Below are 25,565 nucleotides of genomic sequence, written 5' to 3'. Positions count from 1 at the left end.
CTTGTCAGTTTAGGGTTCCACACCGCGAAGCGGTCAAAGACTGCATTTCGCAGGCATAGGCCGACTGGTCTTTCTGCATAAATACGACGAATTTGCCGCCATTCGGAATGGCGGCCTTGATCTGATAGCCCTTGGACAAAAGCTCGCCCATGGACGATTGCTGCCCCGGCGGCGTCACTTCCTTATGACCCAGCGGCGTGCCGAGGGTGTCGGCCTCCTGGGCCGAAACCCCGGACGCCGAGAGAAGGATTGCGACGGCCAGCGGCAGAAGTCGCATCAGCGGTCCACCTCGCCGAAAACGATGTCGAGTGAGCCGAGGACGGCGGCGATATCGGCAAGCTGATGGCCGCGGCACATGAAGTCCATCGCCTGCAGATGGGCGTAACCAGGAGCGCGGATCTTGCAGCGATAAGGCTTGTTGGAGCCGTCGGAGACGAGATATACGCCGAACTCGCCCTTAGGGGCCTCAACGGCAGCATAAACCTCGCCCGCCGGCACATGGTAGCCTTCGGTGTAGAGCTTGAAGTGGTGGATCAGCGCTTCCATCGAGCGCTTCATCTCGCCGCGCTTCGGCGGAACGACCTTGCCGTCGATCGACGAGTAAGGACCGGTCTTCGCATCGGAGAGCAGGCGGTTGACGCATTGCTTCATGATGCGGACCGATTCGCGCATTTCGATCATGCGGATCAAATAGCGGTCGTAATTGTCGCCGTTTTTGCCGATCGGGATATCGAACTCGAGGTCGGAATAACATTCGTAGGGCTGGGCGCGACGCAAATCCCAGGCAGCACCCGAACCACGCACCATAACGCCGGAGAAGCCCCAGGCCCAGCAATCCTCAAGCGAGACGATGCCGATATCGACGTTGCGTTGCTTGAAGATGCGGTTGCCGGTCAACAAGTTGTCGATGTCGTCGAGCGCCTTCAGGAAAGGATCGCACCAATCGCCGATGTCCTGCACGAGCTTTTCCGGCAGATCCTGGTGGACACCGCCCGGACGGAAATAAGCCGCGTGCATGCGCGAACCGGAGGCGCGCTCGTAGAACACCATCAGCTTTTCACGCTCTTCGAAGCCCCAGAGCGGCGGCGTCAGCGCGCCGACGTCCATGGCCTGCGTCGTGACGTTCAAGAGATGCGAGAGGATGCGGCCTATTTCCGAGTAGAGAACGCGGATCAACTGGCCGCGGATCGGGATCTGGATGCCAAGCAGCCTTTCCACGGCGAGCGCATAGGCATGCTCCTGGTTCATCGGCGCGACATAATCGAGGCGATCGAAATAGGGCACAGCCTGCAAATAGGTCTTGGTCTCGATCAGCTTCTCGGTGCCGCGATGCAACAGCCCAATATGCGGATCGACCCGCTCCACAATTTCGCCGTCAAGCTCCAGGACAAGACGAAGAACGCCATGCGCCGCCGGATGCTGCGGTCCGAAATTGATGTTAAAGTTGCGGACGTTATGTTCGGTCATGCTGCGTGCTCCGCTATTGCAGGCATTAGCCAGTGGGCAATAGGCAATAGTGTAGTTTTTAGATCCTACTGCTTCGCCTTTTCGTCGCCAGGCAGAACATATTCAGTTCCCTCCCATGGCGACATGAAGTCGAAGTTGCGGAATTCCTGCTTCAGTTCCACTGGCTCATAGACGACGCGCTTTGCCGCGTCGTCGTAACGGACCTCGACGAAACCGGTGGTCGGGAAGTCCTTGCGCAGCGGGTGGCCTTCGAAGCCGTAGTCGGTCAGGATGCGGCGCAGATCCGGATGGCCGGTAAAGAGCACGCCGTACATATCCCAGGTCTCGCGCTCGAACCAGTCGGCGCCGGGATGGACGGCGCAGGCCGAAGGCACCGGCGTATCCTCGTCGGTAGCCACTTTGACGCGGATGCGCAGGTTTCTCTTCGGCGACAGCAGATGGTAGACAACATCGAAGCGCAGCTCACGCTGCGGCCAGTCGACACCGCAAATATCGATCAGGTTGACGAAGCCGCATTTGGCGTCGTCGCGCAGGAAGGTCAGCAGCGCGATCAGGTTTTCACCCGTCGTCGTCAGCGTCAGCTCGCCGTACTTCATCTGCGATGCGGCGATCAGGTTGCCGCGCGCTTCGCCAAGATAGGAGGCAAGCTCAGTCAGGGCTTCACTCATATGCCTTGTCCTTAACCCTTAGCGTTCGATCGTGCCGGTGCGCCGGATCTTCTTCTGCAGCAGAAGCACGCCATAAAGCAGCGCTTCCGCCGTGGGGGGACAGCCCGGCACGTAGATGTCGATCGGCACGACGCGGTCGCAGCCACGCACCACGGAATAGGAATAGTGATAGTAGCCGCCACCATTGGCGCAGGAGCCCATCGAGATGACGTAGCGCGGCTCGGGCATCTGGTCGTAGACCTTGCGCAGAGCCGGCGCCATCTTGTTGGTAAGCGTGCCGGCGACGATCATCACGTCGGACTGGCGCGGCGAAGCGCGCGGCGCAAAACCGAAGCGTTCGACGTCATAACGCGGCATGGAGAGCTGCATCATTTCGACGGCGCAGCAGGCCAGTCCAAAGGTCATCCACATCAGCGAGCCGGTGCGGGCCCAGTTGATCAGCTCGTCCGTCGAGGTGACGAGGAAACCCTTGTCGGCGAGCTCGTTGTTGATCTCGCCAAAAAATGCGTCATTGCTGCCGATCGGCTTGCCGGTCGAAGGGTCGATGACCCCCTTCGGCTGCGGCGCGACGAGCGGCTGATTGCTCACAGCGGTCACTCCCATTCCAGGGCTCCCTTCTTCCATTCATAGATAAAGCCGATGGTCAGCACAAAGAGGAAGACCATCATGGACCAGAAGCCGAACCAGCCGATGGCGCCGAAGGAAACGGCCCAGGGAAAGAGAAAGGCGACCTCGAGATCGAAGATGATGAAGAGGATCGACACGAGATAGAAGCGGATATCGAACTTCATTCGGGCGTCGTCGAAGGCGTTGAAACCGCATTCGTAAGCCGAGAGCTTTTCCGAATCGGGCGCTTTGAAAGCCACGGCGAACGGCGCAATGAGCAGCGCCAGGCCGATAACGAGCGCAATGGCGATGAAGATAGCGATCGGAATATAGGAACTGAGCAGTTCAGTCATCATGTTCATCCTTGCTTGCCGGAGGCGCCAGGCGGCGCATTTGGGCAATTGCCCGGCAAGCGAACGTGCGTTGCAACAAGCCGTGGTTAGCGCAGCCGACGCCCCGGCGCAAGACTTTTACAGAGGCAATTCGACGCGCCGCGCGCGGACATTATCAAGCAGATGCAACGATGTCGCGACAAATCCGCAGAAGCCGATTCAAGCTGCATGCCTGACCCCTGGAAATTGCATGGCTTTTCGGAAGGAATGGCGCGAGTGACGGGGCTCGAACCCGCGACCTCCGGCGTGACAGGCCGGCACTCTAACCGACTGAGCTACACCCGCGCATGACGGACGGAAGAGCCGGACGGCGGCGATTGGACGCCTGCTTTGAAATGGCGCGAGTGACGGGGCTCGAACCCGCGACCTCCGGCGTGACAGGCCGGCACTCTAACCGACTGAGCTACACCCGCGCATGACGGACGGAAGAGCCGGACGGCGGCGATTGGACGCCTGCTTTGAAATGGCGCGAGTGACGGGGCTCGAACCCGCGACCTCCGGCGTGACAGGCCGGCACTCTAACCGACTGAGCTACACCCGCATTCATTTCAAGCAATCCGGATGCCTTCGCACCCCCACCAAAACGGCTGCCCGTTTCGATGAGCGGCTAACTACGGGGTTCGCCTTTTAGTGTCAAGCAGGTTTGGAGACAAAACCATGACAGCCGCTGAATTGTTTTGACAAAGCCGCCGCCTCGCCACCGGAAAGCCGGCAATTCCGTAATCCGCAGCCCTACCAGAGCATGTTCGAAGCCGGCAGCACGGCAAAACTCATACGCCCGCCGCCTTCCCCTTCCCTTTTTCCACAGCCCGGTCGCGCCCGATCCATACGGCAAGGGAGACGACCACCGCCAAAAAAATCAAAAATTCTTCACAAACACTCTTGCGGTTTTGCCGCGATCCGCATAGATCACGGCCACCAACGCAGCAGGCCGATCCGGCTTCGCCAGCGAAGGGCGATTAGCTCAGTTGGTAGAGCGCCTCGTTTACACCGAGGATGTCGGGAGTTCGAGTCTCTCATCGCCCACCATTCCTCCCCCTCACATTCCCAAGAGTGATGTCGACTGCCGCGGTCACATGTGCGCTGATTGGCTCATGCAGGTAACTGCCTCTGAAGCCGTCGGCTATGAACGCGACGCAGCATTCGGCAAGACGTTCCTGCGCAGCATAGCTGTCCGGCAGGTCAAATACGCGCCGTCTGGAAACGGATCTCCACCAAAACGGACTACTCCAGCCTCCGCGCACCTCCTATTGGGCGAATGGATGGGGGCGCGCAAAAGTGAGACTATTCGTCGCCCGGAAGTCTCCACGGTTGAAGGCTTGCGGCGCGGGGGGGTGCCATGAGAACTCTATGTTCCGCATTGACGTTGTGCATCGCGATTGCCCTTTGCGCGCCAAGCGCGACATATGTCAGTCTGCCCGGATACGCATTCAAGACGAATCCGAAATGCCTGCGCCACGTACCGAAGACGAAGTTTGACAGAAGGTGCGACCAGCCGAGACTGGGCTTCAAGGACTTTACGCCTCCGCTTGTGACCGTGCTCGGGATCTGAAGATCCTGCTCAGCCTGCTGGCAACTCATCCCTTCGCCAGTTCCTGATCCACCGCCGAAACTAGCCGCGAATCATCTGCCGTCACATCGGGCGCAAAGCGGGCGACGACCTTGCCGTCGCGGCCAATCAGGAATTTTTCGAAATTCCAAAGAATGTCGTCCTCGTCGCCGCCTGAAATGCCATGGGCTTTCAGGCGTTCGCGCATCGGACCATCGCCCGTCGTCTTCACGCCCGATTTGGTCAGTTGCCGGTAGAGCGGGTGCTGGGCCTCACCCTTGACCGAAATCTTGGCGAAGATCGGGAAGGTGACGTCGTAGGTGCTGGTGCAGAAATCGAGGATTTCGGCGTCGGTGCCAGGTTCCTGACCCTTGAAATCGTCGGCGGGGAAAGCGGCGATGACGAAGCCGCGGTCGCGCTTTTCCCTATAGAGCCTTTCAAGCCCCTCATATTGCGGCGTGAGCCCGCATTTCGAGGCGACGTTGACGATCAGGAGCACCCTGCCCTGGTATTCATTCATTGTGGTCTGTCGACCATTCAGTGATTTCACCCGCATATCCAGCACATTGACCGTCACGGGAACCTCCAAATTGGCAAGGATCGTTCCGGGAGCTTAGAGCTTTTCCGGGTTACATTGAAGCATTCTGCCGGAGCAGGTTTTCGTCAGGGCAAAGGCGATCGACGAAGGGCATACCCAAAGGTACGTCCGAGCCAATCGCCTTTGATCCTGGCTAGAGATGCCCGGCCCACCGGCCGCACCGCTTGGCCGTGGCGAAGCGACAAGTGCGTCCGGTGATTCTGGGGTCGTGCAGATTTGCCACGCAAATCTGCGGGAGGTTGGCTGAAACGGGCCGGCTGATCGACCGGCCGGCTTGGCCGCAGAGCTGGGCTACGCCGCGCGCCGGCCGGTCGACCAACCGACTCCGTTTGAGCCAACAGAATTCTTCAGGCTAACCCGGAAAAGCTCTAACGATATCGCCGCCATTGTCATCAGGGTTAGGGATCAACTCGGCGTCAGCGCGCCCGGCGTCGCCTCCGCCAACGCCGGGGCGGCCCGTCAGGCGGGCGAGGTTTCCCTTACGTCATCGAGCAGGAAATGCACGACGAGGTAATCCGTCTTGTAGTGGCGGCCGCTGTCCGAGACGGATTCGACGCTGCCGCCATCCTTTGGATGCCAGGGATGGTAATGAGGGTTGGTAGTGATGAGGGTGATGGCCTTGCCGGCGAATTTCTCCTCGCTCAACCGGAAACGCATCTCGGCGAGCGGCCAGATTCGCTCGTAATCTTCCATGGTGATGCGCGCCTTCAGCGCTTTCCGGTGCAGCGGCTCGCCGGCGCCTGTCTCAGCGGACGATTCCAGCATCACTTCTTCGGCATCGGCTATGATTGCATTGAACTCTTCAGGCCACGTCCGTCTCATGAAATCGCTCCTCCCAGGGCTCTTTCGTCGGTCTACAGGCAAAACTTAACGCTTTGTCGGAAAGAAGCAAATTCTTGTCATGCCGTTGTCATCCGCATCGGCTGCTCCTACGTTCCCCTCGAACCGCATCAGGGCCGTCAGCCGCCCCAATTCCGAGATCAGAGATGAAGACACGTGAAGAAAGGCAGGCACTGCGGGCGAGCATGCCGCGCACCCCGCTCAGCGCCCATCATTTGGAAAACGCCCGGCTGCTGCCGAATCGCGGCGAGTTGCTCTACCGGATTCCGAATGGCGGCATCGGCGTCGAGGTGGGCGCAGCTTTTGGCGAATATACGGCGGAGATCCTGGAAAAAAATCGCCCGGCGCAGCTTTATCTCATCGATCCCTGGTCGATGGATCGCTACAGCTCCGGGCTCGACGCGATCCACACGAATTTCGCCGCCGAGATCGAAGCCGGCCGGCTGCACCTGATGCAAGGCACGTCGCTCGAACAGCTCGCCGAATTCGAAGACGACTTCCTCGACTGGGCCTATATCGACACCGACCATTCGTTCGAGCTCACCTGGCAGGAGCTCCTGCTCTGCGATAAGAAGGTGAAGCGGACAGGACGCATTGCCGGCCATGATTTCTGCACCGGCAACACGGTCAAGCCAATCGTCTACGGCGTCGTCGAGGCGGTTACGAAATTCTGCAAGGATTATGGCTGGCAATTCGAATTCCTGACGGTCGAATCGCATGCGCATTTTTCCTATTGCCTGAAGCGCCTTTGATCAGCTTACGGCTTGCCGGAATATTGTTCGTCGCTGACTTTTTCCATCCAGGCGACATGGCTGCCGTCCAATGCCTCGTGAATGGCGATGTGCGTCATCGCCGTGTCCGGGCCAGCGCCGTGCCAGTGTTTTTCGCCCGGCGCAAACCACACGGTGTCGCCGGCGCGGATCTCGCGAATGTCGCCGCCCCAGCTCTGGGCGAGGCCCTTGCCTGAGGTGACGATCAGCGTCTGGCCGAGCGGATGCGTGTGCCAGGCCGTGCGAGCGCCCGGTTCGAAGGTGACAGAGGTTGCCCTCACCCGGGCCGGCGCCGGCGGCTCGATCAGCGGATCCTGGCGCACGGCGCCGGTGAAATAGTCGGCGGGCGGTTTCATCGAGGGGCTGGAGCCCGCGGGTTTGATCTCCATGATCGTTCCTTTCCTTCCATGCTGTTGAAGCTCTGCGGTACGACGATATTTGATCGAGGCGACACGTCAAAGCCGGATCGGCAATTGCCGCACGGCCGCCCGCCTGATAGGCCAGCATTTCTTCATAACCTGGGGAGATTTTTTCATGAGACACCATGCTTTCGGCCGCATGCCTTTCACCGTCACCAATATCGGCTTCGGCGCCTGGCAGATCGGCGGCTCCTGGGGCGATATCAGCGAGGCGGACGGGCGGGCGGCGCTGAATGCCGCACTCGATGCCGGAATGACGTTCATCGACACGGCGGATGTTTACGGCGATGGTCGCTCGGAAAAGATCATTGCCGATGTGTTGAAGACGCGCGGCGGCGAGCGCCCGATGGTCGCGACCAAGGCAGGCCGCCGCCTCAACCCACATGTCGCGGAAGGCTATAGCAAGGCCAATCTCGAAGGCTTCATCGACCGCAGCCTCAAGAATCTTGCGGTCGACAGTCTCGATCTCGTACAGTTGCACTGCCCGCCGCGCGAAGTGCTTTACCAGCCCGAGGTCTTCGAGGGCCTCGACGCGCTACAGAAGGCCGGCAAGATCAAGGGTTACGGCGTCAGCGTCGAAAAGGTCGAGGACGGGCTGAAGGCGATCGAATATCCTGGCGTCGTTAGCACCCAGATCATCTACAACATCTTCCGCCAGCGCCCCGACCATCTGTTCTTCACGGAAGCGCGCCGCAGGAACGTGGCGATCATCGCCCGCGTACCGCTGGCAAGCGGCCTTCTCTCCGGCAAGATAAGTCGCGAGACGCAGTTTGCCAGCGACGACCACCGCAATTTCAACCGCCACGGCGAAGCTTTCGATGTCGGCGAGACCTTTGCGGGCGTACCTCTCGAGGTCGGGCTGCAGGCAGTCGAGGAAGTGCGCAAGCTGGTGCCTCAGGGCGCCACCATGGCCGCCTTTGCGCTACGCTGGATCCTTATGGCTGAAGCCGTCACTGTCGTCATCCCAGGCGCCCGCAATGCCGAACAGGCGAGAGCCAATGCGGCGGCCGCGGATCTCGCGCCGCTCTCGGCTGACGTCATGGCGGCGACACGCGAGATTTACGAGCGACTTATCGCGCCGCATGTGCATCAGCGCTGGTAAGCCCTGACAGCCCGTTCAAGCCCGGCTGTCCGCCTGGCCGGGCTTGAGACATTTTCCCAAGTAGGACGGAATCAGACCGTCACGACAATCTTGCCGAACTGCTCGTTCGATTCCAGGAAGCGGTGTGCCTCGACGATCTGCTCGAAGGGGAATGTCCTTGATATGACAGGCTCCAGCGCGCCGGACGCGAGCCCTTCGAGAATAAAGGTCTTTGCAGCCTGCAGCCGCGCCGGATCGCGGACAATCTCATGGACGAGATAACCGCGTAGGGTCAGGCCTTTGCCGAGCACCGCACGGACCGGAAACGGCGTCGGCTCGGGGTCCAATCCGCCATATTCGATGAAAATGCCGCCCGATGACATTGCCGCGCTCAGCGGCTCGAAGATGGGGCCGGCGACGGCATCGAAGACGACCCGCACGCCATCCGGGCCGGCGACGGCCTTCAGCTTCATTTGCAGATCTTCCTCCTGTGAAGCGAGGACATGCGCAGCACCGGCATCTTGCAATGCCTGACGCTTGACGGAGGTCCTGGTAATCGCAATCGGCGTCGCACCGACCTTGTTGGCAATCTGGATCGCAGCAAGTCCCACGCTGCTCGATGCCGCGGTCACGGCGACGAAATCACCTTTGCTCAACCTCGCAATGTCGATGAGTGCGCCGTAGGCCGTCAAATATGGCATCCAGACGGCAGCGGCGGCTTCCCAGGACAGCGTCGGCGGATGCCTGACGACGAATTCGGCGGGAAAGGTTATGAGTTCCGCATAAGCCGGCCACCGGACCATAGAGATGGGCGGGATGATGCTGACATGGTCGCCGGGCACAAACCCATCCACCCCCTCGCCCACCGCCTCGATGATACCAGCCGCTTCGAGGCCGAGGCCCGAGGGCAGCGGCGCAGTTTCGATATAGGCGCCTGACCGCAACAAAGCTTCAGCGCGATTGATGCCCAGCGCCTTGACGCGGATCTGAACCAACCCCGGCTGGGGCGCGGGAATCACTACATCCTCGATGCGGAGAACCTCGGGACCGCCAAGCTCACGAAAGCGGATTACACGTGCCATTCGATATCAACTCCAAAATGATTGAACCGAATGATCTATGCCAAGCCGCCTCCAGAAGATAAATTGGCCAAAAGGCAAGACAGAAGAAACCACGAGTTTGCAATATGGATCGTCTCACCAGCATGGCCGTCTTCGTGAAGGCCGTCGATCTGGGCTCATTCGCAGCGACGGCCGCGGCGCTTGGCCTGTCCGGACCGATGGTCGGCAAGCATATCCGCTTTCTTGAGGAGCGCCTGGGTGTGAGCCTCCTCAACCGGACGACGCGTCGCCAGAGCCTGACGGATTTCGGACGCGCCTATTACGAGCGCTGCCGGGTGATCCTTGCGGAGACCGAGGCTGCGGATGCGCTAGCAGTCGATCATCTTTCCGAACCCTGCGGAAGGCTGCGCGTCACCATGCGAACTCGCCCAGCGGCATCCGAACCTCGAACTTGATCTATCGCTCAGCGATCCTGTCATCGACCTCGCGGAGGGCGGCTACGATCTCGCGATCCGCACTGGCGAGTTGGAGGACAGGTCTGGCGTCATCGCGCGCCGTGTCGCGCGCCAGCGCATGGTGGTCTGCGCCTCGCCAGCCTATCTCGATGCCCAAGGCAGGCCCGAGCGGCTCGAGGATCTCGGCAGGCACGATGCAATCGTATATGCCCGCTCCGCCCGGCTCCGCCCGTGGCTTTTTCCGCGCGGCGACGAGCCACCGACTGAAATCAGGCCCAAGAGCCGTTTGAGGCTCGACGACCTCGATGCCATTGCTGATGCGGCAACGGCAGGCATGGGGCTCGCCTGGTTGCCCTCCTGGCTTATCCGGGACCGTGTGCAGGCAGGGATGCTGGTGGTGGTGCTGCCGGACGAGCCAGAATTCCCGTATGATTGTCATGCGCTGTGGCTGCAGACACCACATCTGCCGCTCAGAACTCGTCTTGCTGTCGACGCATTGGCGGCTGCATTGCCTAAACTCATGGCGTAGGCCAGGCTGTTCAGGGGCAAACCGGCAAATGAAACCGGCCGGGAGCTAAACCCGGCCTTTCATTTTCATGGGAACGCGAACTCAGTTAGTGGCGGTCAGGTTGACCGGGAAGAACAATGTTTCGCCGGAGGAGTCGCTCACACCGTCATTGTCGGTCACGCCATAGGCCTTGCCCGATGCGTCGAAGGCAAAACCTTCCAGCTTGTCGAGAACGTAGCCGTTGGTGGCCGACTTCAGGTCGCCTATGAAATCATGGGCTTCCGTCTTCCTGACGACAGGCAGTTCGCCACCGAGCTTGCCCGGCTTCAGGTCGGAGATTGCGACCTTGTAGAGCTTCTTCAGCTTGGCGGCGTCGCCGACCAGGTTGTCGCGCTCGATGATGTAGACGCTGTCGCCGTGGGCGGAAATCTCGGACAGTCCGACCCAGCCGCTTTCCGTCTTGTCGAGCGGATAGCGCACGGCGCCCCATTCCTTCTTCTTCGGATTGTAGGAGACGAGCTTCACGAAGCCCTTCTCGTCATCACCCCACTCGCGCTGGACGGCCATCCAGAGCGTGGCATCGTCGCCGGTGCCGACAATGGCGACGCCCTCGAAGCCGTAGCGGATTTCGTTGGCGGCAAATTCCTTCGGCAGGGCGATCTCGGCCTTGATGTCGCCCTTGGCATTGACGTTGTAGAGGGCATGCGGGACGAGGCGTTCGCTATACCCTTCCGAGGCCAGCCAGAAGGAACCGTCGGCGGCAGCCGCGATGCCTTCTATGTCGAGCTTCTGTGCCGGAGTGCCGTCACGCTTGACGACCAGCGCGTCGGTGATGACCGCCGGCTTCTTGCTGGCGTCGATCGTGTAGATCGTCGGCTGCGAGCCCAGAACGCTGTCGCTGACGGCGTAGAGCATGCCCGGTCTGCCGGGGACGGCGGCGAGACCCGAAAGCGCTGCGAAACCGATCGGATTGCCATCCTTCTCGGCGGAGACGATCTGCGGATAGGCTCTTTCGCCTTCCGAACGCTCGTAGATCATCACATGCGAGCGCGCGCCGCCATCCTTTCCGAGGTCGAGTTCATTTGCGGTGGCAAAGAGATTGCGCTGGGGAATCGCGATCGCGCCTTCCGGCGAAATACCCGACGGCAGCAGCTGGACGAGTTCGGGATCGGCGCCGGTATCCTTATAGACGCCGACGATCGAGGCGCGCTCGGCGAGCAGGAAGAAATAATTGTCGTCGCCGAACTTGGCGACTTCGAGACCTTCCGGCTCGACACCTTTCGATCCCGAACGGCTTTCGGGATAATGGCCGATATGGGAAACGGCGCGTTCGAAGGATGCGCCCGATTCGTAGAGGACCTTGCCCGTCTTGTCGAAGATGGTGAAGCCGCGCGAGCCGCCCTGGTAATCGCCTTCATTGGCAACGACGAGGCGGTTGTCGTCCAGCCACTTCACGGCATCAGGCTCGCGCAGCACACCTTTCGATTCGCTTGAGAATTTCAGGGCGCCGTCGCGCTTCGTGTCAATGCCGGAGAGATCGGCGCTGCCGGCGGTAAAGTGGGTCTTCACCTGAGCCGTGTTGGCGTCGATGATGACGATCTCGTTATTTTCCTGCAGCGTCAGGGCAATTTCGTTCAGGCCGTTGAAAGCGACGAATTCCGGCTCCGGATCTTCGGGGGTGACACCGGCACGCCCGGTCAGCGCCACGTGCTTGGTGGTGCCGCAATCGACTGTGCCGTTCTTGACCTGGAAGACGACGAGGTCGCCGGCCGGCATCTGCGGGAGCTTGCCGTCATTGACGTCTTCGTCGCGCTCGTTTTCGATCGCGATGGCACCGAGCGTCTTATCCTTGTTGAGGGCGATCGAATCCGGCTGGCCGCCGAGATCGCAGGTACTCTCGATCTTCTTCGTCGCCACGTCGACGATTGCGAGGCGGCCTGAGGGCTTGGTCTTGCTTTCGGAGGTGTTGACGGCAACCAGCGCCTTGCCGGCGCTCGAGGTGACCGATGTCGGCTCGCCATCCATCATAAGCGCGCCGGCGGCTCTCGGGGCCTTGGCGTCGGTGATGTCGATGAAGCCGATCGCACCGAGCGGGCTGTCGCTATAGATCAGGGTGTTGCCGTCGTCGGTCGCGGTGATGATTTCTGCCGATGTCACCGACAGCTTGTCCTTGTCACCAGGCAGGTTCTGGGCGACCGGGAAGGAGGCGACGCGGTTGAAGACCGGCTCAGCCGCAGCGGGAAAGGCAACAGATGCGAGAAGCACGGCAGCAAGCGCTGCCTTGCGGGATGAAATTGTCATGGAAACCCCCAATGTCGAAAGATCGAATAGAGGGGTTTTGCGGGACTGCCATGACAGACACATGACAGGCTGTAAGATTTCAGAGGCTTGGCGTCATGCGGTTTGCCTTTCCCGCCGCAGCTCGTTCCTCATGATGAAGAGCGATGCGGAAAGAATGAGTGCAGCGCCCAACCACAGATAGCCGGCGGGCGCGTAGCCGAAGAACAGCCAGCCGGCGAACACGTTGAGCGGCAGCTTCAGATCGTCGAACGGCTGGACGTAGGCGGCGTCGGCGCTGGCATAGGCAAGGGTCAGCAAATACTGCGCCACGACCGTCAGGAGGCCTGCCAGAAGGAAGAGCGCGAGTGTGGTGCCGGTAGGCACCGCAAAATCCGCCGCAAGCGCCAGACTGCCGTTGATCGGCGTCAGCAGCACCAACAGCCAGACAGTGATTGTCTCCGGCCTCTCGATGCCCGTCAGGCTCTTGGTGATGAGCGAGGAGGCACCCCAGAGCAGCGCCGAGAGGACCGGCAGGAGCGCGGCCCAGGTGAAACCGTCCGACCATGGCTGAAGGATGATCATCGCGCCGGCAAAGCCGACACCCGTCGCTGCCCAGCGGGCCGGGCCGACGCGCTCACCGAGGAACAGCCGGGCACCGAGGATGATGAAGAAGGGCGAGGTCATGACGAGCGCGATCGCCTGCCAGATCGGCACCGAGGCAAGACCCAGAACCCAGGCCTCGACGCCGAGCGCGGCAAAGAGGACGCGCACGACATGCCGCCACGGATAGTTCGTCCGCATGGCCGAAAGTCCGGCCTTGCGCAGAAAAGGCAAAGAGAAAAAGAAGGCGAAGGCATACTGCCAGAAGGCTGCGGAGGCCGGCGGAAAGGCGAGCCTCATGGTCAGCCACTGGGTGACGACGTTCAGGAGCGAGAAGGCCACGCCTCCGAGCACCATGAAAGCTGCGCCGGCAAAGGCGCGGGAACGCGGGAGTGCAAGGGAATTCTGATTCATGTCTTCCATCCAAAACAGGGACCAACATAAATCAGGACGCATGAGGCGATGACACGCGGACGCCGGCAGTCCCCTGCCCGCTCGCGGCCATGCTCATTCTCTTTCATCCGGACTATACCGTCGGCTCCGGAATTGCACTGGATCTGCTGACCCCTCCCCTGCCGAAGCTTGAGAAGGCGCTCGCGGGCTCGGGCCGCAGCCCTTACCGCCGGTGGGGACTTTCACCCCGCCCTGAGAACGGCATCTTTCGTAAAACAAAGCGCTGCCTGCGGCAAGCGGCAAAACAAAAGGGGTCCGGCACGCCGAACCCCTCGAAATCCTGTTCAGCCGTTCTCGTTTACGACTGGCGGACGATCAAATCAGCCGTTAACGGCGTCTTTCAGGCCCTTGCCGGGCGTGAACTTCGGCACGTTGCGGGCCGGAATATCGACTTCAGCGCCAGTCGACGGGTTGCGGCCCTTCGTTGCAGCGCGATGAGAAACGGTGAAGCTGCCGAAACCAGCAAGGCGGATGTCGCCCTTGTTCTTGAGTTCGGCCTGGACAACGTCGAAAACCGCGTCAACAGCGGAAGCCGCGTCAGACTTCGTCAGTCCTGCCTTTTCGGCGACTGCGGACACGAGTTCATTCTTGTTCATGTTTCCACCCCTTTCAAAATGGTATGAAACGACTCAAATCTAAGCTAGGCGCAGAATAGGTTTCATCAGGCCCGCCGGGAACCCAAAAGCCCTGCAAATCAAGGAAAAGCAAGCGTCTCCATGACGTTTTCACAAAAAAGGCTGGCGTTTCCGCCAGCCTTTTTGTGTCTTTTGCGCCAATTGGGCATAAATGTGGCAAATGCCACTCAATGCGCTATGGCTACGCCCGAGTCATCAAGGCCTTCCACCGATGTGATGACAGGCGTTTCCACCGTGCCATCCCACTCGATCGGCTCCGGCCGGCGGATCAGCGCATGCTTGATCACCTCGCCCATCCGGGAGACCGGGATGATCTCCATGCTGTTCTTCACATTGTCCGGAATCTCCGCCAGATCCTTGGCGTTTTCCTCCGGAATCAGCACCTTCTTGATGCCGCCGCGAAGCGCTGCGAGCAGCTTTTCCTTGAGACCGCCGATCGGCAGCACCCGGCCGCGAAGGGTAATTTCACCGGTCATGGCCACATGCTTGTTCACCGGAATGCCGGTCATGATCGATACGATGGCGGTTGCCATGGCGACACCGGCCGACGGGCCATCCTTCGGTGTCGCACCTTCCGGCACGTGCACGTGGATGTCGTTCTTTTCGAACATCGGCGGTTCGATGCCGAAATCGACGGCGCGCGAGCGGACATAAGAGGCCGCTGCCGAGATCGATTCCTTCATGACGTCCTTCAGATTGCCGGTAACCGTCATGCGGCCCTTGCCCGGCATCATTACGCCTTCGATGGTCAGCAGTTCGCCACCGACTTCCGTCCAGGCAAGACCGGTCACGACGCCGACCTGATCCTCGCCCTCGGCTTCGCCATGGCGGAAGCGCGGGACGCCGAGATAGTCGGCAATGTTGGCGGCCGTCACGTGAACGGACTTCGTCTTGCCCTTGATGATCTCGGTGACCGCCTTGCGGGCGAGCTTCATCAATTCGCGTTCGAAGCTGCGGACACCGGCTTCACGGGTGTACTGCTGGCTGATCGCCATCAGGGCGTCGTCGCTGACCGAGAATTCTTCCGGCTGCAACGCATGTTCCTTGATGGCCTTCGGCAGCAGGTGCCGCTTGGCGATCTCGCGCTTTTCGTCCTCGGTGTAGCCGGCAATCCGGATGATCTCCATGCGGTCCATCAGCGGTGCCGGAATATTCAGCGTATTCGCGGTGGTGATGAACATCACATCCGAGAGGTCATATTCGACTTCCAGATAGTGATCCATGAAGGTCGAGTTCTGCGCCGGATCGAGCACTTCGAGCAGAGCCGAGGACGGATCGCCGCGGAAATCCATGCCCATCTTGTCGATTTCGTCGAGCAGGAAGAGCGGGTTGGACTTCTTCGCCTTCTTCATCGACTGGATGACCTTGCCGGGCATCGAACCGATATAGGTGCGGCGATGACCGCGGATTTCAGCTTCGTCGCGAACGCCACCGAGCGCCATGCGGACATACTCACGGCCGGTTGCCTTGGCGATCGACTGCGCGAGCGAGGTCTTGCCGACGCCCGGAGGGCCGACGAGGCAGAGAATCGGGCCCTTGATCTTGGTGGCCCGGGCCTGCACGGCGAGATATTCGACGATGCGCTCCTTGACCTTGTCGAGACCGAAGTGATCGGCTTCAAGGATCTTTTCGGCGTTGTTGAGGTCCGCCTTGATCTTCGACTTCTTGCCCCAGGGAATGCCGAGCAGCCAATCCAGATAGTTGCGCACGACGGTGGCTTCGGCCGACATCGGGCTCATCTGGCGCAGCTTCTTCAGCTCCGCATCGGCCTTTTCACGGGCTTCCTTTGACAGCTTGGTCTTGGCGATGCGCTCTTCCAGTTCGCTCATCTCGTCGCGGCCTTCCTCGCCGTCGCCGAGTTCCTTCTGGATCGCCTTCATCTGCTCATTGAGGTAGTATTCGCGCTGGGTCTTCTCCATTTGGCGCTTAACGCGCGAGCGGATGCGCTTTTCGACCTGCAGTACCGAAATTTCGCCTTCCATGAAGCCGAGAGCCTTTTCGAGGCGCTGTTTGACGCTCGTCGTCTCCAGCATCTCCTGCTTCTCGGTGATCTTGATCGACAGATGCGAGGCGACCGTATCGGCGAGCTTGGAATAGTCGTCGATCTGGCTGGCGGCGCCGACCACTTCGGGCGAGATTTTCTTGTTGAGCTTCACATAGCTTTCGAATTCGGAAACGACCGAGCGCGACAAGGCTTCCAGTTCGACCGGATCGTCATGCGGCTCCTCGAGCACATGGCCGAGCGCCTCATAGAAATCCTCACGGCTCGTATAGGTGTCGATTTCGGCGCGGGCGCGGCCTTCGACCAGAACCTTGACGGTGCCATCAGGCAGCTTCAGCAGCTGCAGTACGTTTGCCACCGTGCCGACATTGTGGATCGCCGAAGGGTCCGGATCATCGTCGCTGGCGTTGATCTGCGTCACCAGCATGATCTGCTTGTCCGAGCCCATGACCTCTTCGAGCGCACGGATCGACTTTTCCCGACCGACAAACAGCGGCACGATCATATGCGGGAAAACCACGATGTCGCGCAGGGGCAGAACAGGGTAGGCAGTGCTGCTCGCTACAGACGTTTTCTTCGTCATTTTATGTCCTTTCCATCGTCCCGTTGCCGGGCTCTCTGCACGGCCGCTTGGGACCGGCCGGCACTCTCACTTGGCCTACAAGTGGAGGTTCTGACTACGCTTTTCAAGCCACGCTAACGCCCGCGTTCCACGGATGTGACAGCTTTATTACAACGGAACGCCAACACTATGAAGCGCGTGGCTGGACCGGCGCTTACCACTTCCGACCCGCTAAAATACAACGCCAGCAATAGGCTTACGGAATCGCTGCATCTTCACCAAGCACCGCCCCTTGCGCGACATCGGCAAAGGCAATTCCGGTCCCCACCGGCAAGATACTAACAGCGCCTCGCATGGTTTTTCAAATAGAAAGGGGCTCGCCCATGGCAAGCCCCTCAAAATAATGGTGCGAAAGCCACAAGATTACGCGGAAGCGTTGGCTTTTTCTTCCTGACGATCGGCATAGATGTAGAGCGGACGGGCCGAGCCGCGCACCACTTCCTCCGAGATCACGACCTCGCGGACGCCTTCCAGCGTCGGCAGTTCGAACATCGTGTCGAGCAGGATCTTTTCCATGATCGAACGAAGGCCGCGGGCGCCGGTCTTGCGCACGATCGCCTTGCGGGCGATTTCGCGCAACGCATCCTCATGGAAGGTCAGTTCCACATCTTCCATCTCGAATAGGCGCTGATACTGCTTTATAAGCGCGTTCTTCGGCTCGGACAGAATCTGGATTAGCGCGTCCTCGTCGAGATCCTCGAGCGTCGCCAGAACAGGCAGACGGCCGATGAACTCGGGAATGAGGCCGAACTTGACCAAGTCTTCCGGCTCCAGTTCGCGCAGGACTTCGCCGACGCGGCGGTCGTCCTGAGCCTTGACGGTCGCGCCGAAGCCGATCGAGGTCTTTTCGCCACGGGCGGAGATGATCTTGTCGAGGCCGGCGAATGCGCCGCCGCAGATGAACAAGATGTTCGTCGTGTCCACCTGCAGGAACTCCTGCTGCGGGTGCTTGCGACCGCCCTGCGGCGGAACAGATGCAACCGTGCCTTCCATGATCTTCAAGAGCGCCTGCTGAACGCCCTCGCCCGAGACGTCCCGAGTGATCGACGGATTGTCGGACTTGCGCGAGATCTTGTCGACTTCGTCGATATAGACGATGCCACGCTGCGCACGCTCGACATTGTAGTCAGCGGCCTGCAGGAGCTTCAGGATGATGTTTTCGACGTCCTCGCCGACATAACCGGCCTCCGTCAGCGTCGTCGCATCCGCCATGGTGAAGGGAACGTCAATGATGCGGGCAAGCGTCTGTGCAAGATAGGTCTTGCCGCAGCCGGTCGGACCGACGAGCATGATGTTCGACTTCGCCAGCTCGACTTCGCCGTTCTTAGAGGCGTGCGCCAGGCGCTTGTAATGGTTGTGAACGGCGACCGACAGGATCTTCTTTGCCTGCCGCTGGCCGATGACATATTCGTCGAGGACCTTGATGATGTCCTGAGGCGTCGGGACGCCGTCGCGGGACTTGACCATCGAGGATTTGTTTTCCTCGCGGATGATGTCCATGCACAATTCGACGCATTCATCGCAGATGAAGACGGTCGGTCCGGCAATCAGTTTCCGAACTTCGTGCTGGCTCTTTCCGCAGAACGAACAATAGAGGGTGTTCTTGCTGTCGCCGCCGTTGCTGCCGCTGACCTTGCTCATATCACTTTCCTTCCAGCACGCCGCATTTCAAGGCGAAATCGCGGTCCACTCTATCACTCCTGGCGGCACTCCGTTTCCGGAGCCTTTGCCGAGAAGGGCTTCAGGGGCTACGAACCGGTCCCAATCAACCATGTCCGGGTTCCGGCGGCAACGAATTCCCCTTCGAATGCCAAATGCTATGTCATAAAAATTCAACATAGCATTAATAGTTACTATTAGCGTCTTCGTCGCCGGATGAAAGCCTTGTTCGATCACAAATGAGATAGAACTGTGGCGAGGAAAACACCATCCCAATTAATTACTAGGCCTGCTCGCCTTCCATCTCAAGGCGCGACGTCAGAACCTTGTCGATCACGCCCCAGCCTTGGGCCTCGTCCGCATCCATAAAATGGTCACGATCGAGCGTCTTTTCAACTTCCTCATAGCTGCGGCCGGTGTGCTTGACATAGACCTCGTTCAGCCGACGCTTCATCTTCAGGATGTCGCGGGCGTGACGCTCGATGTCCGAGGCCTGGCCCTGGAAGCCGCCCGAGGGCTGGTGAACCATGATGCGGGAATTCGGCGTGGCGAAGCGCATGTCCTTATGGCCGGCCGCCAGCAGCAGCGATCCCATAGACGCGGCCTGGCCGATGCAGAGCGTCGACACCGCAGGCTTGATGAACTGCATAGTGTCGTAGATCGCCATGCCGGCGGTGACGACGCCACCGGGAGAATTGATATAGAGGGCGATTTCCTTCTTCGGGTTTTCCGCCTCGAGGAAGAGAAGCTGAGCGCAGACGAGCGTTGCCATGTGATCCTCGACGGCGCCGGTCAGGAAGATGATGCGTTCCTTCAACAGACGGGAATAGATGTCGTAGGAGCGTTCACCGCGGTTGGTCTGTTCCACGACCATCGGCACGAGGGCCATTGCGGTATCAACTGGGTTTCTCATGTGCGTCCTTTGTCAACGTCATGCCGGCAGGCCGGGAATCAAAGAAAATGTCTTATCCCTACATAGAGTGTCCCTGCCCTCCTCTTCAAGACACGCGTTTGGATAACGTTAAGAAGGCGGGCAAGGCGGCAAGGCTTCGACGCCGGCAGCCTCTTTCTCGCAAACGCCTGTCGGCCGCGAGCCCTCGATCTCGGCTCCCCCCGCTTTTCTCGATGACAGGATGAAGGAAAGGTTACTCCATTCGGCAGCGCTCACGCACGTTTACCCAACGGAAAGCCTATAGCCAGATAGCAGCCGAAAATCATGCCGCAGCGCAATGGCATTAAGGAACTGGCGAACTTCCTCCGCAAGGATGCGGGCCAACAGACAAGCCGACGGGCAAGGGGTTGCTGCCGTGTTCAATATCGCTACAGGTCTCGCCATCTGGTGTTCGGAGGCCATGACGCTCGCTTTGGTGCTTTTCGTCGCCTGGCGCCACAACGTCAGGAACGAAGCCTATCTCTATTGGGGCCTCGGCTTCTTTCTGACCGGCATCGGCTTTGCGATGATCTCGCTGCGCGGCGAAATACCCAGCCTGTTTTCGATCGAGGTGGGCAATGCCATCGCGCTGCTCGGCCAGAGCGCCTGGGTAGCGGGCTTTCTTGCACTCGACCGAAAGAAGATTGAATGGTGGGCTCTGCTGCCGCCGGCAATCTGGCTGGCCGGGGTGTTTCTGCCCTGGGTCAACACCGATTATTCCAACCGCGTCGTGCTCTATAATCTCGCTTCGGCGACGGGTGCCACGGCACTGGCCATGGCAGTCGCCGCCGGCGACATGCGCCGCGAGCGCACCCGCATCAAGCTGATGGGCGTGTTCGTCATCCAGGGCTGCCTATGTTTCGGCTCGGCGCTGACGATGGCGGTGACGCTGCCAAGCGATACCGAGGCAACCAATCTCGGCGGCGTCTCGGCAATGGCTAGCGCCTTCCTGCTCACCATCGCCTTCGCGCTCACATGCCGACTGGTCATGGAGCGCTCCGAACGGCACTTGCGTGCGATGACACTGACCGATTCCCTGACCGGCGTGCTTAACCGCCGTGGCCTGCTCGGCTATTTCGAATCCATCCAGGAGAGAGCCCATAGCGAGCAGCGGCAGGTCGCGGTGGTCCTTTTCGACCTTGACCATTTCAAACGCGTCAACGACCGCTTCGGCCATCAGTCCGGCGACGCCGTGCTCACCGCTTTCGCGCGCATGGCCCGGCAGTATATTCCAAACAACATCTTCGGCCGCATGGGCGGTGAAGAATTCGCCGCCTTCGCGGCCGTCGCGGACCAGACGGAAGCCGAGGCGATCGCCGAAGCTATCCGCACCGAATTCTGCCGCCTTCCCGTCAGCACCGGCGAGTCTATCGTTCCGGTCACCGTCAGCATCGGCATTGCGCTCGCCTCCTCGATCGAAGCCAATATGGACAAGCTGATCTCGGCCGCCGATCGGGCGCTCTATGCGGCCAAGGCCGCAGGCCGCAATTGCACGGTCACCTTCGGTGAGGCGGAAGCGGCGGCCCCGGCGCCTGCCACGCCGAGCACCACCGCCGGCGAACTCGTGCCGACGGTCGACGACCAGGTCGAGGCGCTGCGACGCATGGGCGCGCTCTCACGGGCCGGCTAGCATTAATTCTGAAAAACAGAATCAATCTTCAGGCTTAGACACAGATCTTAAAGTCATTGGCGCCCGATGCGGCGCGCCTCGTGTCCGGCCGGCACTCCTTACCTCTCATCTTTTCGAGGCCGGGCAAATCCGCTAAGCCTTCGGTTCATGACGATACCGCCCTTCCTCTCGATCGACCCTGCCCTCCGCCATGTCTCGCTGGACGCCCGCAATCCGGCCTTTTACGGCAATCCGAATGCCGTCTATGCCGCACTTCACGCCCATTGTCCGACCTTCTACTGGACAGAGCAGAAACAGTGGTTCTTCACCGGCTACGACCATGTGAACGGTCTGCTGCGCGACCGCCGCTTCGGCCGGCAGATCCTGCATATTGCCAGTCGCCAGGAGCTCGGCCTGGGCGAGCCGATGGCGCATCTTGAGAGTTTCGATCTCTCGGAACGTTATTCCCTGCTCGAGCTCGAACCGCCGGAGCACACGCGGCTGCGCACGCTCGTCAACCGCGCCTTCGTCTCCCGCCATGTCGAGAAGATGAAGCCGGAGCTTGTCGAGCTAGCAAACCGGCTAATTGACGACTTTGTGGGGAGGCGCGAGGTCGAGCTGCTCTCGGCCTTTGCCGACATCATCCCGGTGACGATGATTGCCCGCATGATCGGCATCCCCGAGGAGATGGGACCACAGCTGCTTGCCTGGTCGCATGCCTACGTCCGCATGTACATGTTCGGCCGAACGCGCGAGCAGGAGGACGAGGCCGAAAGGGCGGCGAGGGAATTTTCCGACTATGTCAGAGGAGTTATTGCGGAACGCCGGGCCGAACCGCGCGACGACCTGCTGACCCACATGATCCACACGGAGCACAAGGGTCAGTATCTCACCGAAGAAGAACTCATCTCAACGACGATCGTGCTGCTCAATGCCGGCCACGAAGCGACCGTGCACCAGATCGGCAACTCCGTGCACACCATCCTCAACAGCGGCTGCGATCCGGCGGAGCTCTTCCGGGACGAAGCCACGACCGAGCGAACGGTCGAGGAAACCCTGCGCATCTGTGCGCCGGTTCACATCTTCCAGCGTTGGGCTTTGGAGCCTGCCGAGATCGACGGTGTCTCCTTAAAGCGCGGCGACAAGGTCAGCCTCATCCTCGCCGCGGCCAACCTCGACCCGGCTAGATTCACCGATCCCCTCGCCTTCCGGCCCGATCGCAACGAGGCGCCCAACCTCTCCTTCGGCGCCGGCATCCATTTCTGCATCGGCGCACCGCTGGCGCGGCTGGAGCTCAACGTCGTGCTGCCCATCCTGTTCGAGCGGCTTTCCGGCCTCAAGCTGGCGAGGACGCCCGTGGTCAAGGACGTCTATCATTTCCACGGTCTCGACCGGCTGGATCTGCGGTGGTGAATGCCCCTTAGTAGATCAGCCGTACCGCCCGGTGATGTAATCTTTTGACCTTCATTGACTGGAAACTTTCAGGGGCCGGCCCGTATTCTACCACATAGCCTGATGTCGCAATCTCGTGGCATTAGGCTGCTTGTTCTTGAAGCTTGCTGGATATGTCGAACGCCGACATGGGTTTTCCGATTAAATAGCCTTGCAGTTGGTCGCAGCCGGCCTCCCGCAATATCGCTGCCTGGTGCATATTCTCAATGCCTTCTGCGGTGACCGGAATCTGCAGGGCGGTCGCCAGAGAGATGGTTGCCTTGAGAACATCGGCACCGTTCGAGGCCTGGTCGAGAGCGGACACGAGCGATCGGGCGATCTTCATCCGATCAAAGCCAAACTGCCGCAATGCGCCAATACTTGCATAGCCGCAGCCGAAGTCATCGAGCGCGAATTTGATACCGACCTGTTTTAGGTGATCTATCGACCGGCGGGCCTGATCCGGATTTGTCATGAGGACACCTTCGGTGATCTCCAATGTCAGGCGCCTCGGATCGAAATCGAGTTCCTGCAGGAGCGAGATCACCTCGGCGGCAAATTCCGGGTTGCAGAGCTGGACCGGCGAAACGTTGACGGACAGCGCCAGACCGGGCCAGTTCTTGGCATGCTCGATCGATGTCTTCAGCATATGCTCGCCGAGCGCATCGATGAGGCCGCATCTTTCGGCAAGCGAAATGAAAATCTCCGGGCTGATATTTCCTGTCGCAGTCCGCCAGCGGGCTAGCGCTTCAAGACCGGTGACAGCACCCGTCGTTGCAGAGACGAGAGGTTGGAAAACGGCTTCGATCGCACCGTTGCTTATGGCGCTCTTCAACTGGCTTTCCAATTCAGCGACCCTTTGGCGCTCCCGATCCAGCTCGAAATCGTATTCGATCGCCCGGCCTCTGCCATTCTCCTTGGCGCGATAGAGCGCCATATCAGCCCTGCGCAGAAGCTCCAAAGGCTCGATGTCTCCGTCACGCGCAGCAGCACCGATGCTCGCGCCAACCTCGATCGTTCGTCCATCGATTTTGAAGGGATCGGCAAACAGGGCCAGAATGGTCTCTTCTATCTCCTGGCGCGCGGCGGTTCCGACCTGCACCAGAGCAAATTCGTCGCCTCCGAGCCGCGCCGCGGCGACGACTTCTGAATGGCAGGCGCTCAGCCCGCTCGAAACGATCCGGATGAGGTCATCCCCAACCGCATGCCCCCAGGCATCATTGACCGCCTTGAAGCCATCGAGATCGACCAGATAGAGCCGAGGCGGCGAAATATCCGAGCCTTCCAGCTCTTCTAGCAGGGCGAGAAGCCCGTGCCTGTTCAGCAGGCCGCTCAGGCTATCGTGGTTCGCTTCGAATATAGCTGCCAGCGCCAGTTGGCGCAGGCGCCGCGCCTCGGATGCGCCCACCAGCAGAACGCCGACCAGGAACAGCACGAGGATGATGGTGGCGGCTGCAACATAAGGATAGACCTGCTGGAACACGGCGCTTCCCGGCGCTTTGCTCGGCCAGACGAGATGGCCCAAGACGGCCCCCTTCATGTCCGTGATCGGGGTGTTCAGCAGGCCCGGCTGGGGCGCGGCTGCAAGGCGCAAGCCCTCGAGTTCGTGTTCGTTCGAAAGTGTGCCAAGAACTTCCGAGTTGAATTCCTTGTAGAAGCTCAGCACGCTGAGCTCCGGGAGCTCGCCCTCCTCATCATAAGGCTGAATTGCCTGTGACGCGATCAGCGCGATCCCAGTTTCGGTCTTGATGAAGTTGACCACCGGCGCCTGTTCGAAATCGGCGGCTGTGTTGATCTGCCGGAAGAAGGCCTGGCCGAAGAAAGCACTCGGCTCGATTGGTTTGCCTTTGCCATAGGCGGAGATGACGGAGGAGCGGTCGGGACCGATCACGATCGCGCCGTCATAAAGCGGGTAGTCCTCGCTGGTTTTGCCCCAGTTCTCATAGGCCCAATCCGCGGCGCCGGCAGATGAAATCGCCTTATAGGCATCATCCCATACGGCGTTATCAGTCGTTGTCGCGCTCAGGCGACTGACAAAGGCTGCGATCGACGCGCGAGCGGCGCGGTTGGCCCTTGCATCGTCGATCTCGTTCGCCGACCGGGTCATCGTGGCGACGACGTGGGCCACAAGGCCGGTCAGTACGAGCGCGACGACGAGGAAGCAAACTGTTGTCACAATGATGGAAGACGTCTGCGTACGAACGTGCCTACCCGCAAGATTTGACGACATGCCAATCCCGAAAAGAATGAATTGCAAGGCCATGTCTGTAGTGACTGCAGGAGACATCATGTCCGCAATGCGCTGCAGATCAGATCTAGCATTTTGACGATGCAGGTCCCATTAATGGGAAAGATCAAATGCCTTCTATCCGCGAAAGAGAAGCGGTTATTTCAGGAGAAACAGCCCGTAATCGCCGCAAACCGGGACAGGCCCGTCATCGTCACAGTCGATCCGCAGCCGCTGCTCAAATCTTGATCACGTAGTCCTTGCGAGTCGTTTCAACGACTTCCCAGGTTCCCTTGAAGCCGGGTCTCAGGATCATCCGGTCGCCGCCCTTCAGGTGGACCGGCTCACCGCCGTCCTCCGTGACGATCGAATGACCGGACAGCAGGTTGAAATATTCCCACTCCTCGTAAACGATCCGCCACTTGCCGGGTGTCGCCTCCCAGATGCCGGAATAGAGGCCGCCTTCCGACTCCTCCAAGTTCCACGTACGGAACTGCGGGTCGCCGGAGATGATCCGGCCGGGGTCCGGGGCACCGAACTCCGGTTCGATGCCATCGATGTTGAAGGTGATGAAATTGGTGGCGGTCACCATGGGTCCCTCCGATCTCAGATGTTGTTCGTCACATACGTTTGACAACACCCCCGTTGAAATCATTGAGTTTCAAAGGAGACGACTTCACGTAGTGTGGCTGTTTCCTCACA

Annotated in this window: 22 protein-coding genes, 4 tRNA genes, 1 pseudogene and 1 riboswitch; of the genes and pseudogenes, 7 read left to right on the top strand and 20 right to left on the bottom strand. The window is 60.1% G+C overall.

Annotated elements, in window-relative coordinates; all coding sequences use genetic code 11:
• Positions 1-4: 4 nt before the first annotated feature.
• The 8 genes from FFR93_RS24890 to FFR93_RS24855 all read right to left on the bottom strand — a co-directional run bounded on the left by FFR93_RS24890 (position 5) and on the right by FFR93_RS24855 (position 3,674).
• Entirely contained in the window at positions 5-277 is a 273-nt protein-coding gene (locus FFR93_RS24890) for a hypothetical protein (protein ID WP_064706926.1), read from the bottom strand.
• Positions 277-1,467 carry an NADH-quinone oxidoreductase subunit D gene (locus tag FFR93_RS24885; protein ID WP_064706925.1) on the bottom strand — a complete coding sequence of 397 codons (1,191 nt, stop codon included), beginning with the start codon at positions 1,465-1,467 and terminating at the stop codon, positions 277-279. Before FFR93_RS24885 ends, FFR93_RS24890 begins: the two co-directional genes overlap by 1 nt.
• A gap of 65 nt (positions 1,468-1,532) precedes the next feature.
• Positions 1,533-2,135 carry an NADH-quinone oxidoreductase subunit C gene (locus tag FFR93_RS24880; RefSeq protein WP_138395131.1) on the bottom strand — a complete coding sequence of 201 codons (603 nt, stop codon included), beginning with the start codon at positions 2,133-2,135 and terminating at the stop codon, positions 1,533-1,535.
• 18 nt (positions 2,136-2,153) lie between these two features.
• The gene (locus FFR93_RS24875) at positions 2,154-2,738 is read right to left on the bottom strand and encodes an NADH-quinone oxidoreductase subunit B (protein ID WP_138395130.1); all 585 of its coding nucleotides are present in this window, start codon (positions 2,736-2,738) and stop codon (positions 2,154-2,156) included.
• The gene (locus FFR93_RS24870) at positions 2,729-3,094 is read right to left on the bottom strand and encodes an NADH-quinone oxidoreductase subunit A (RefSeq protein ID WP_007626195.1); all 366 of its coding nucleotides are present in this window, start codon (positions 3,092-3,094) and stop codon (positions 2,729-2,731) included. The genes FFR93_RS24875 and FFR93_RS24870 overlap by 10 nt, the downstream gene beginning before the upstream one ends.
• Positions 3,095-3,341: 247 nt before the next feature.
• Positions 3,342-3,418: transfer RNA gene (locus FFR93_RS24865), tRNA-Asp, on the bottom strand.
• 51 nt (positions 3,419-3,469) lie between these two features.
• A tRNA-Asp gene (locus tag FFR93_RS24860) sits at positions 3,470-3,546 on the bottom strand.
• Positions 3,547-3,597: 51 nt separating this feature from the next.
• Positions 3,598-3,674 (bottom strand) — tRNA-Asp (locus FFR93_RS24855).
• Between the two features lie 412 nt (positions 3,675-4,086).
• Here FFR93_RS24855 and FFR93_RS24850 point away from each other — a divergent pair.
• Together FFR93_RS24850 and FFR93_RS42080 are read left to right on the top strand one after the other, a co-directional pair.
• Positions 4,087-4,162 (top strand) — tRNA-Val (locus tag FFR93_RS24850).
• A 310-nt stretch (positions 4,163-4,472) separates the two neighbouring features.
• Positions 4,473-4,685, top strand: a complete 213-nt coding sequence (locus FFR93_RS42080) for a hypothetical protein (protein ID WP_138395129.1) — start codon at positions 4,473-4,475, stop codon at positions 4,683-4,685.
• A 25-nt stretch (positions 4,686-4,710) separates the two neighbouring features.
• Here the strand turns inward: FFR93_RS42080 and FFR93_RS24840 are convergent, their stop codons facing one another.
• Together FFR93_RS24840 and FFR93_RS24825 are read right to left on the bottom strand one after the other, a co-directional pair.
• Complete coding sequence (locus FFR93_RS24840) at positions 4,711-5,259, bottom strand: glutathione peroxidase (RefSeq protein WP_138395128.1); 549 nt, start codon at positions 5,257-5,259, stop codon at positions 4,711-4,713.
• A 480-nt stretch (positions 5,260-5,739) separates the two neighbouring features.
• Complete coding sequence (locus FFR93_RS24825) at positions 5,740-6,102, bottom strand: hypothetical protein (protein WP_064706921.1); 363 nt, start codon at positions 6,100-6,102, stop codon at positions 5,740-5,742.
• Between the two features lie 164 nt (positions 6,103-6,266).
• Between FFR93_RS24825 and FFR93_RS24820 the strand changes: the two genes are divergently transcribed.
• Entirely contained in the window at positions 6,267-6,872 is a 606-nt protein-coding gene (locus FFR93_RS24820) for a class I SAM-dependent methyltransferase (RefSeq protein ID WP_138395127.1), read from the top strand.
• Positions 6,873-6,877: 5 nt separating this feature from the next.
• Here FFR93_RS24820 and FFR93_RS24815 read toward each other — a convergent pair whose 3' ends face one another.
• On the bottom strand, positions 6,878-7,279 hold the full coding sequence (locus FFR93_RS24815; protein ID WP_064706919.1) for a cupin domain-containing protein: 402 nt from the start codon (positions 7,277-7,279) through the stop codon (positions 6,878-6,880).
• 145 nt (positions 7,280-7,424) lie between these two features.
• Here FFR93_RS24815 and FFR93_RS24810 point away from each other — a divergent pair, with 145 nt between their 5' ends.
• Entirely contained in the window at positions 7,425-8,411 is a 987-nt protein-coding gene (locus FFR93_RS24810; RefSeq protein ID WP_064707081.1) for an aldo/keto reductase, read from the top strand.
• A 71-nt stretch (positions 8,412-8,482) separates the two neighbouring features.
• Here the strand turns inward: FFR93_RS24810 and FFR93_RS24805 are convergent, their stop codons facing one another.
• Positions 8,483-9,472 carry a zinc-dependent alcohol dehydrogenase family protein gene (locus tag FFR93_RS24805; protein WP_138395126.1) on the bottom strand — a complete coding sequence of 330 codons (990 nt, stop codon included), beginning with the start codon at positions 9,470-9,472 and terminating at the stop codon, positions 8,483-8,485.
• Positions 9,473-9,576: 104 nt separating this feature from the next.
• Here FFR93_RS24805 and FFR93_RS24800 point away from each other — a divergent pair.
• A pseudogene (locus FFR93_RS24800) lies at positions 9,577-10,435 on the top strand (LysR family transcriptional regulator).
• A gap of 81 nt (positions 10,436-10,516) precedes the next feature.
• Here the strand turns inward: FFR93_RS24800 and FFR93_RS24795 are convergent.
• The 6 genes from FFR93_RS24795 to clpP form a co-directional block, all read right to left on the bottom strand.
• Positions 10,517-12,715: an esterase-like activity of phytase family protein gene (locus FFR93_RS24795; protein ID WP_138395125.1), complete on the bottom strand. Its 2,199-nt coding sequence runs from the start codon at positions 12,713-12,715 to the stop codon at positions 10,517-10,519.
• 93 nt (positions 12,716-12,808) lie between these two features.
• The gene (locus tag FFR93_RS24790; protein ID WP_138395124.1) at positions 12,809-13,708 is read right to left on the bottom strand and encodes a DMT family transporter; all 900 of its coding nucleotides are present in this window, start codon (positions 13,706-13,708) and stop codon (positions 12,809-12,811) included.
• Between the two features lie 91 nt (positions 13,709-13,799).
• Positions 13,800-13,951: riboswitch (FMN riboswitch) on the bottom strand.
• A gap of 116 nt (positions 13,952-14,067) precedes the next feature.
• Complete coding sequence (hupB, locus tag FFR93_RS24785) at positions 14,068-14,343, bottom strand: DNA-binding protein HupB (protein WP_003558438.1); 276 nt, start codon at positions 14,341-14,343, stop codon at positions 14,068-14,070.
• Positions 14,344-14,549: 206 nt separating this feature from the next.
• On the bottom strand, positions 14,550-16,967 hold the full coding sequence (gene lon / locus FFR93_RS24780) for an endopeptidase La (protein ID WP_138395123.1): 2,418 nt from the start codon (positions 16,965-16,967) through the stop codon (positions 14,550-14,552).
• 402 nt (positions 16,968-17,369) lie between these two features.
• The gene (gene clpX / locus FFR93_RS24775; RefSeq protein ID WP_004680013.1) at positions 17,370-18,647 is read right to left on the bottom strand and encodes an ATP-dependent Clp protease ATP-binding subunit ClpX; all 1,278 of its coding nucleotides are present in this window, start codon (positions 18,645-18,647) and stop codon (positions 17,370-17,372) included.
• 301 nt (positions 18,648-18,948) lie between these two features.
• Positions 18,949-19,578: an ATP-dependent Clp endopeptidase proteolytic subunit ClpP gene (gene clpP / locus FFR93_RS24770; protein ID WP_038688182.1), complete on the bottom strand. Its 630-nt coding sequence runs from the start codon at positions 19,576-19,578 to the stop codon at positions 18,949-18,951.
• Positions 19,579-19,972: 394 nt separating this feature from the next.
• On the opposite strand from clpP, the gene FFR93_RS24765 reads away from it, so the two are divergent.
• Both FFR93_RS24765 and FFR93_RS24760 read left to right on the top strand, forming a co-directional pair.
• Entirely contained in the window at positions 19,973-21,226 is a 1,254-nt protein-coding gene (locus FFR93_RS24765) for a GGDEF domain-containing protein (RefSeq protein WP_138395122.1), read from the top strand.
• Positions 21,227-21,373: 147 nt separating this feature from the next.
• Complete coding sequence (locus FFR93_RS24760; RefSeq protein WP_138395121.1) at positions 21,374-22,618, top strand: cytochrome P450; 1,245 nt, start codon at positions 21,374-21,376, stop codon at positions 22,616-22,618.
• Between the two features lie 121 nt (positions 22,619-22,739).
• Here the strand turns inward: FFR93_RS24760 and FFR93_RS24755 are convergent, their stop codons facing one another.
• Positions 22,740-24,866, bottom strand: coding sequence for a bifunctional diguanylate cyclase/phosphodiesterase (locus FFR93_RS24755; protein ID WP_138395120.1), 2,127 nt, complete (start codon positions 24,864-24,866; stop codon positions 22,740-22,742).
• Between the two features lie 235 nt (positions 24,867-25,101).
• Positions 25,102-25,455, bottom strand: a complete 354-nt coding sequence (locus tag FFR93_RS24750) for a cupin domain-containing protein (RefSeq protein ID WP_064711203.1) — start codon at positions 25,453-25,455, stop codon at positions 25,102-25,104.
• Positions 25,456-25,565 lie beyond the last annotated feature (110 nt).

The sequence above is a fragment of the Rhizobium sp. MHM7A genome, from assembly GCF_005862215.1.
Classification (GTDB): domain Bacteria; phylum Pseudomonadota; class Alphaproteobacteria; order Rhizobiales; family Rhizobiaceae; genus Rhizobium; species Rhizobium bangladeshense.
The sequence above is the reverse complement of the archived record's forward strand: the minus strand, read 5'-3'. Positions and strand labels throughout refer to the sequence as shown.

Coding starts and splice junctions, on each gene's coding strand:
- FFR93_RS24890 (WP_064706926.1), bottom strand. CDS start 277: ATGCGACTTCTGCCGCTGGCCGTCGCAATCCTTCTCTCGGCGTCCGGG.
- FFR93_RS24885 (WP_064706925.1), bottom strand. CDS start 1,467: ATGACCGAACATAACGTCCGCAACTTTAACATCAATTTCGGACCGCAG.
- FFR93_RS24880 (WP_138395131.1), bottom strand. CDS start 2,135: ATGAGTGAAGCCCTGACTGAGCTTGCCTCCTATCTTGGCGAAGCGCGC.
- FFR93_RS24875 (WP_138395130.1), bottom strand. CDS start 2,738: ATGGGAGTGACCGCTGTGAGCAATCAGCCGCTCGTCGCGCCGCAGCCG.
- FFR93_RS24870 (WP_007626195.1), bottom strand. CDS start 3,094: ATGACTGAACTGCTCAGTTCCTATATTCCGATCGCTATCTTCATCGCC.
- FFR93_RS42080 (WP_138395129.1), top strand. CDS start 4,473: ATGAGAACTCTATGTTCCGCATTGACGTTGTGCATCGCGATTGCCCTT.
- FFR93_RS24825 (WP_064706921.1), bottom strand. CDS start 6,102: ATGAGACGGACGTGGCCTGAAGAGTTCAATGCAATCATAGCCGATGCC.
- FFR93_RS24820 (WP_138395127.1), top strand. CDS start 6,267: ATGAAGACACGTGAAGAAAGGCAGGCACTGCGGGCGAGCATGCCGCGC.
- FFR93_RS24815 (WP_064706919.1), bottom strand. CDS start 7,279: ATGGAGATCAAACCCGCGGGCTCCAGCCCCTCGATGAAACCGCCCGCC.
- FFR93_RS24810 (WP_064707081.1), top strand. CDS start 7,425: ATGAGACACCATGCTTTCGGCCGCATGCCTTTCACCGTCACCAATATC.
- FFR93_RS24805 (WP_138395126.1), bottom strand. CDS start 9,472: ATGGCACGTGTAATCCGCTTTCGTGAGCTTGGCGGTCCCGAGGTTCTC.
- FFR93_RS24795 (WP_138395125.1), bottom strand. CDS start 12,715: ATGACAATTTCATCCCGCAAGGCAGCGCTTGCTGCCGTGCTTCTCGCA.
- FFR93_RS24790 (WP_138395124.1), bottom strand. CDS start 13,708: ATGAATCAGAATTCCCTTGCACTCCCGCGTTCCCGCGCCTTTGCCGGC.
- hupB (WP_003558438.1), bottom strand. CDS start 14,343: ATGAACAAGAATGAACTCGTGTCCGCAGTCGCCGAAAAGGCAGGACTG.
- lon (WP_138395123.1), bottom strand. CDS start 16,967: ATGACGAAGAAAACGTCTGTAGCGAGCAGCACTGCCTACCCTGTTCTG.
- clpX (WP_004680013.1), bottom strand. CDS start 18,647: ATGAGCAAGGTCAGCGGCAGCAACGGCGGCGACAGCAAGAACACCCTC.
- clpP (WP_038688182.1), bottom strand. CDS start 19,578: ATGAGAAACCCAGTTGATACCGCAATGGCCCTCGTGCCGATGGTCGTG.
- FFR93_RS24760 (WP_138395121.1), top strand. CDS start 21,374: ATGACGATACCGCCCTTCCTCTCGATCGACCCTGCCCTCCGCCATGTC.
- FFR93_RS24755 (WP_138395120.1), bottom strand. CDS start 24,866: ATGTCGTCAAATCTTGCGGGTAGGCACGTTCGTACGCAGACGTCTTCC.
- FFR93_RS24750 (WP_064711203.1), bottom strand. CDS start 25,455: ATGGTGACCGCCACCAATTTCATCACCTTCAACATCGATGGCATCGAA.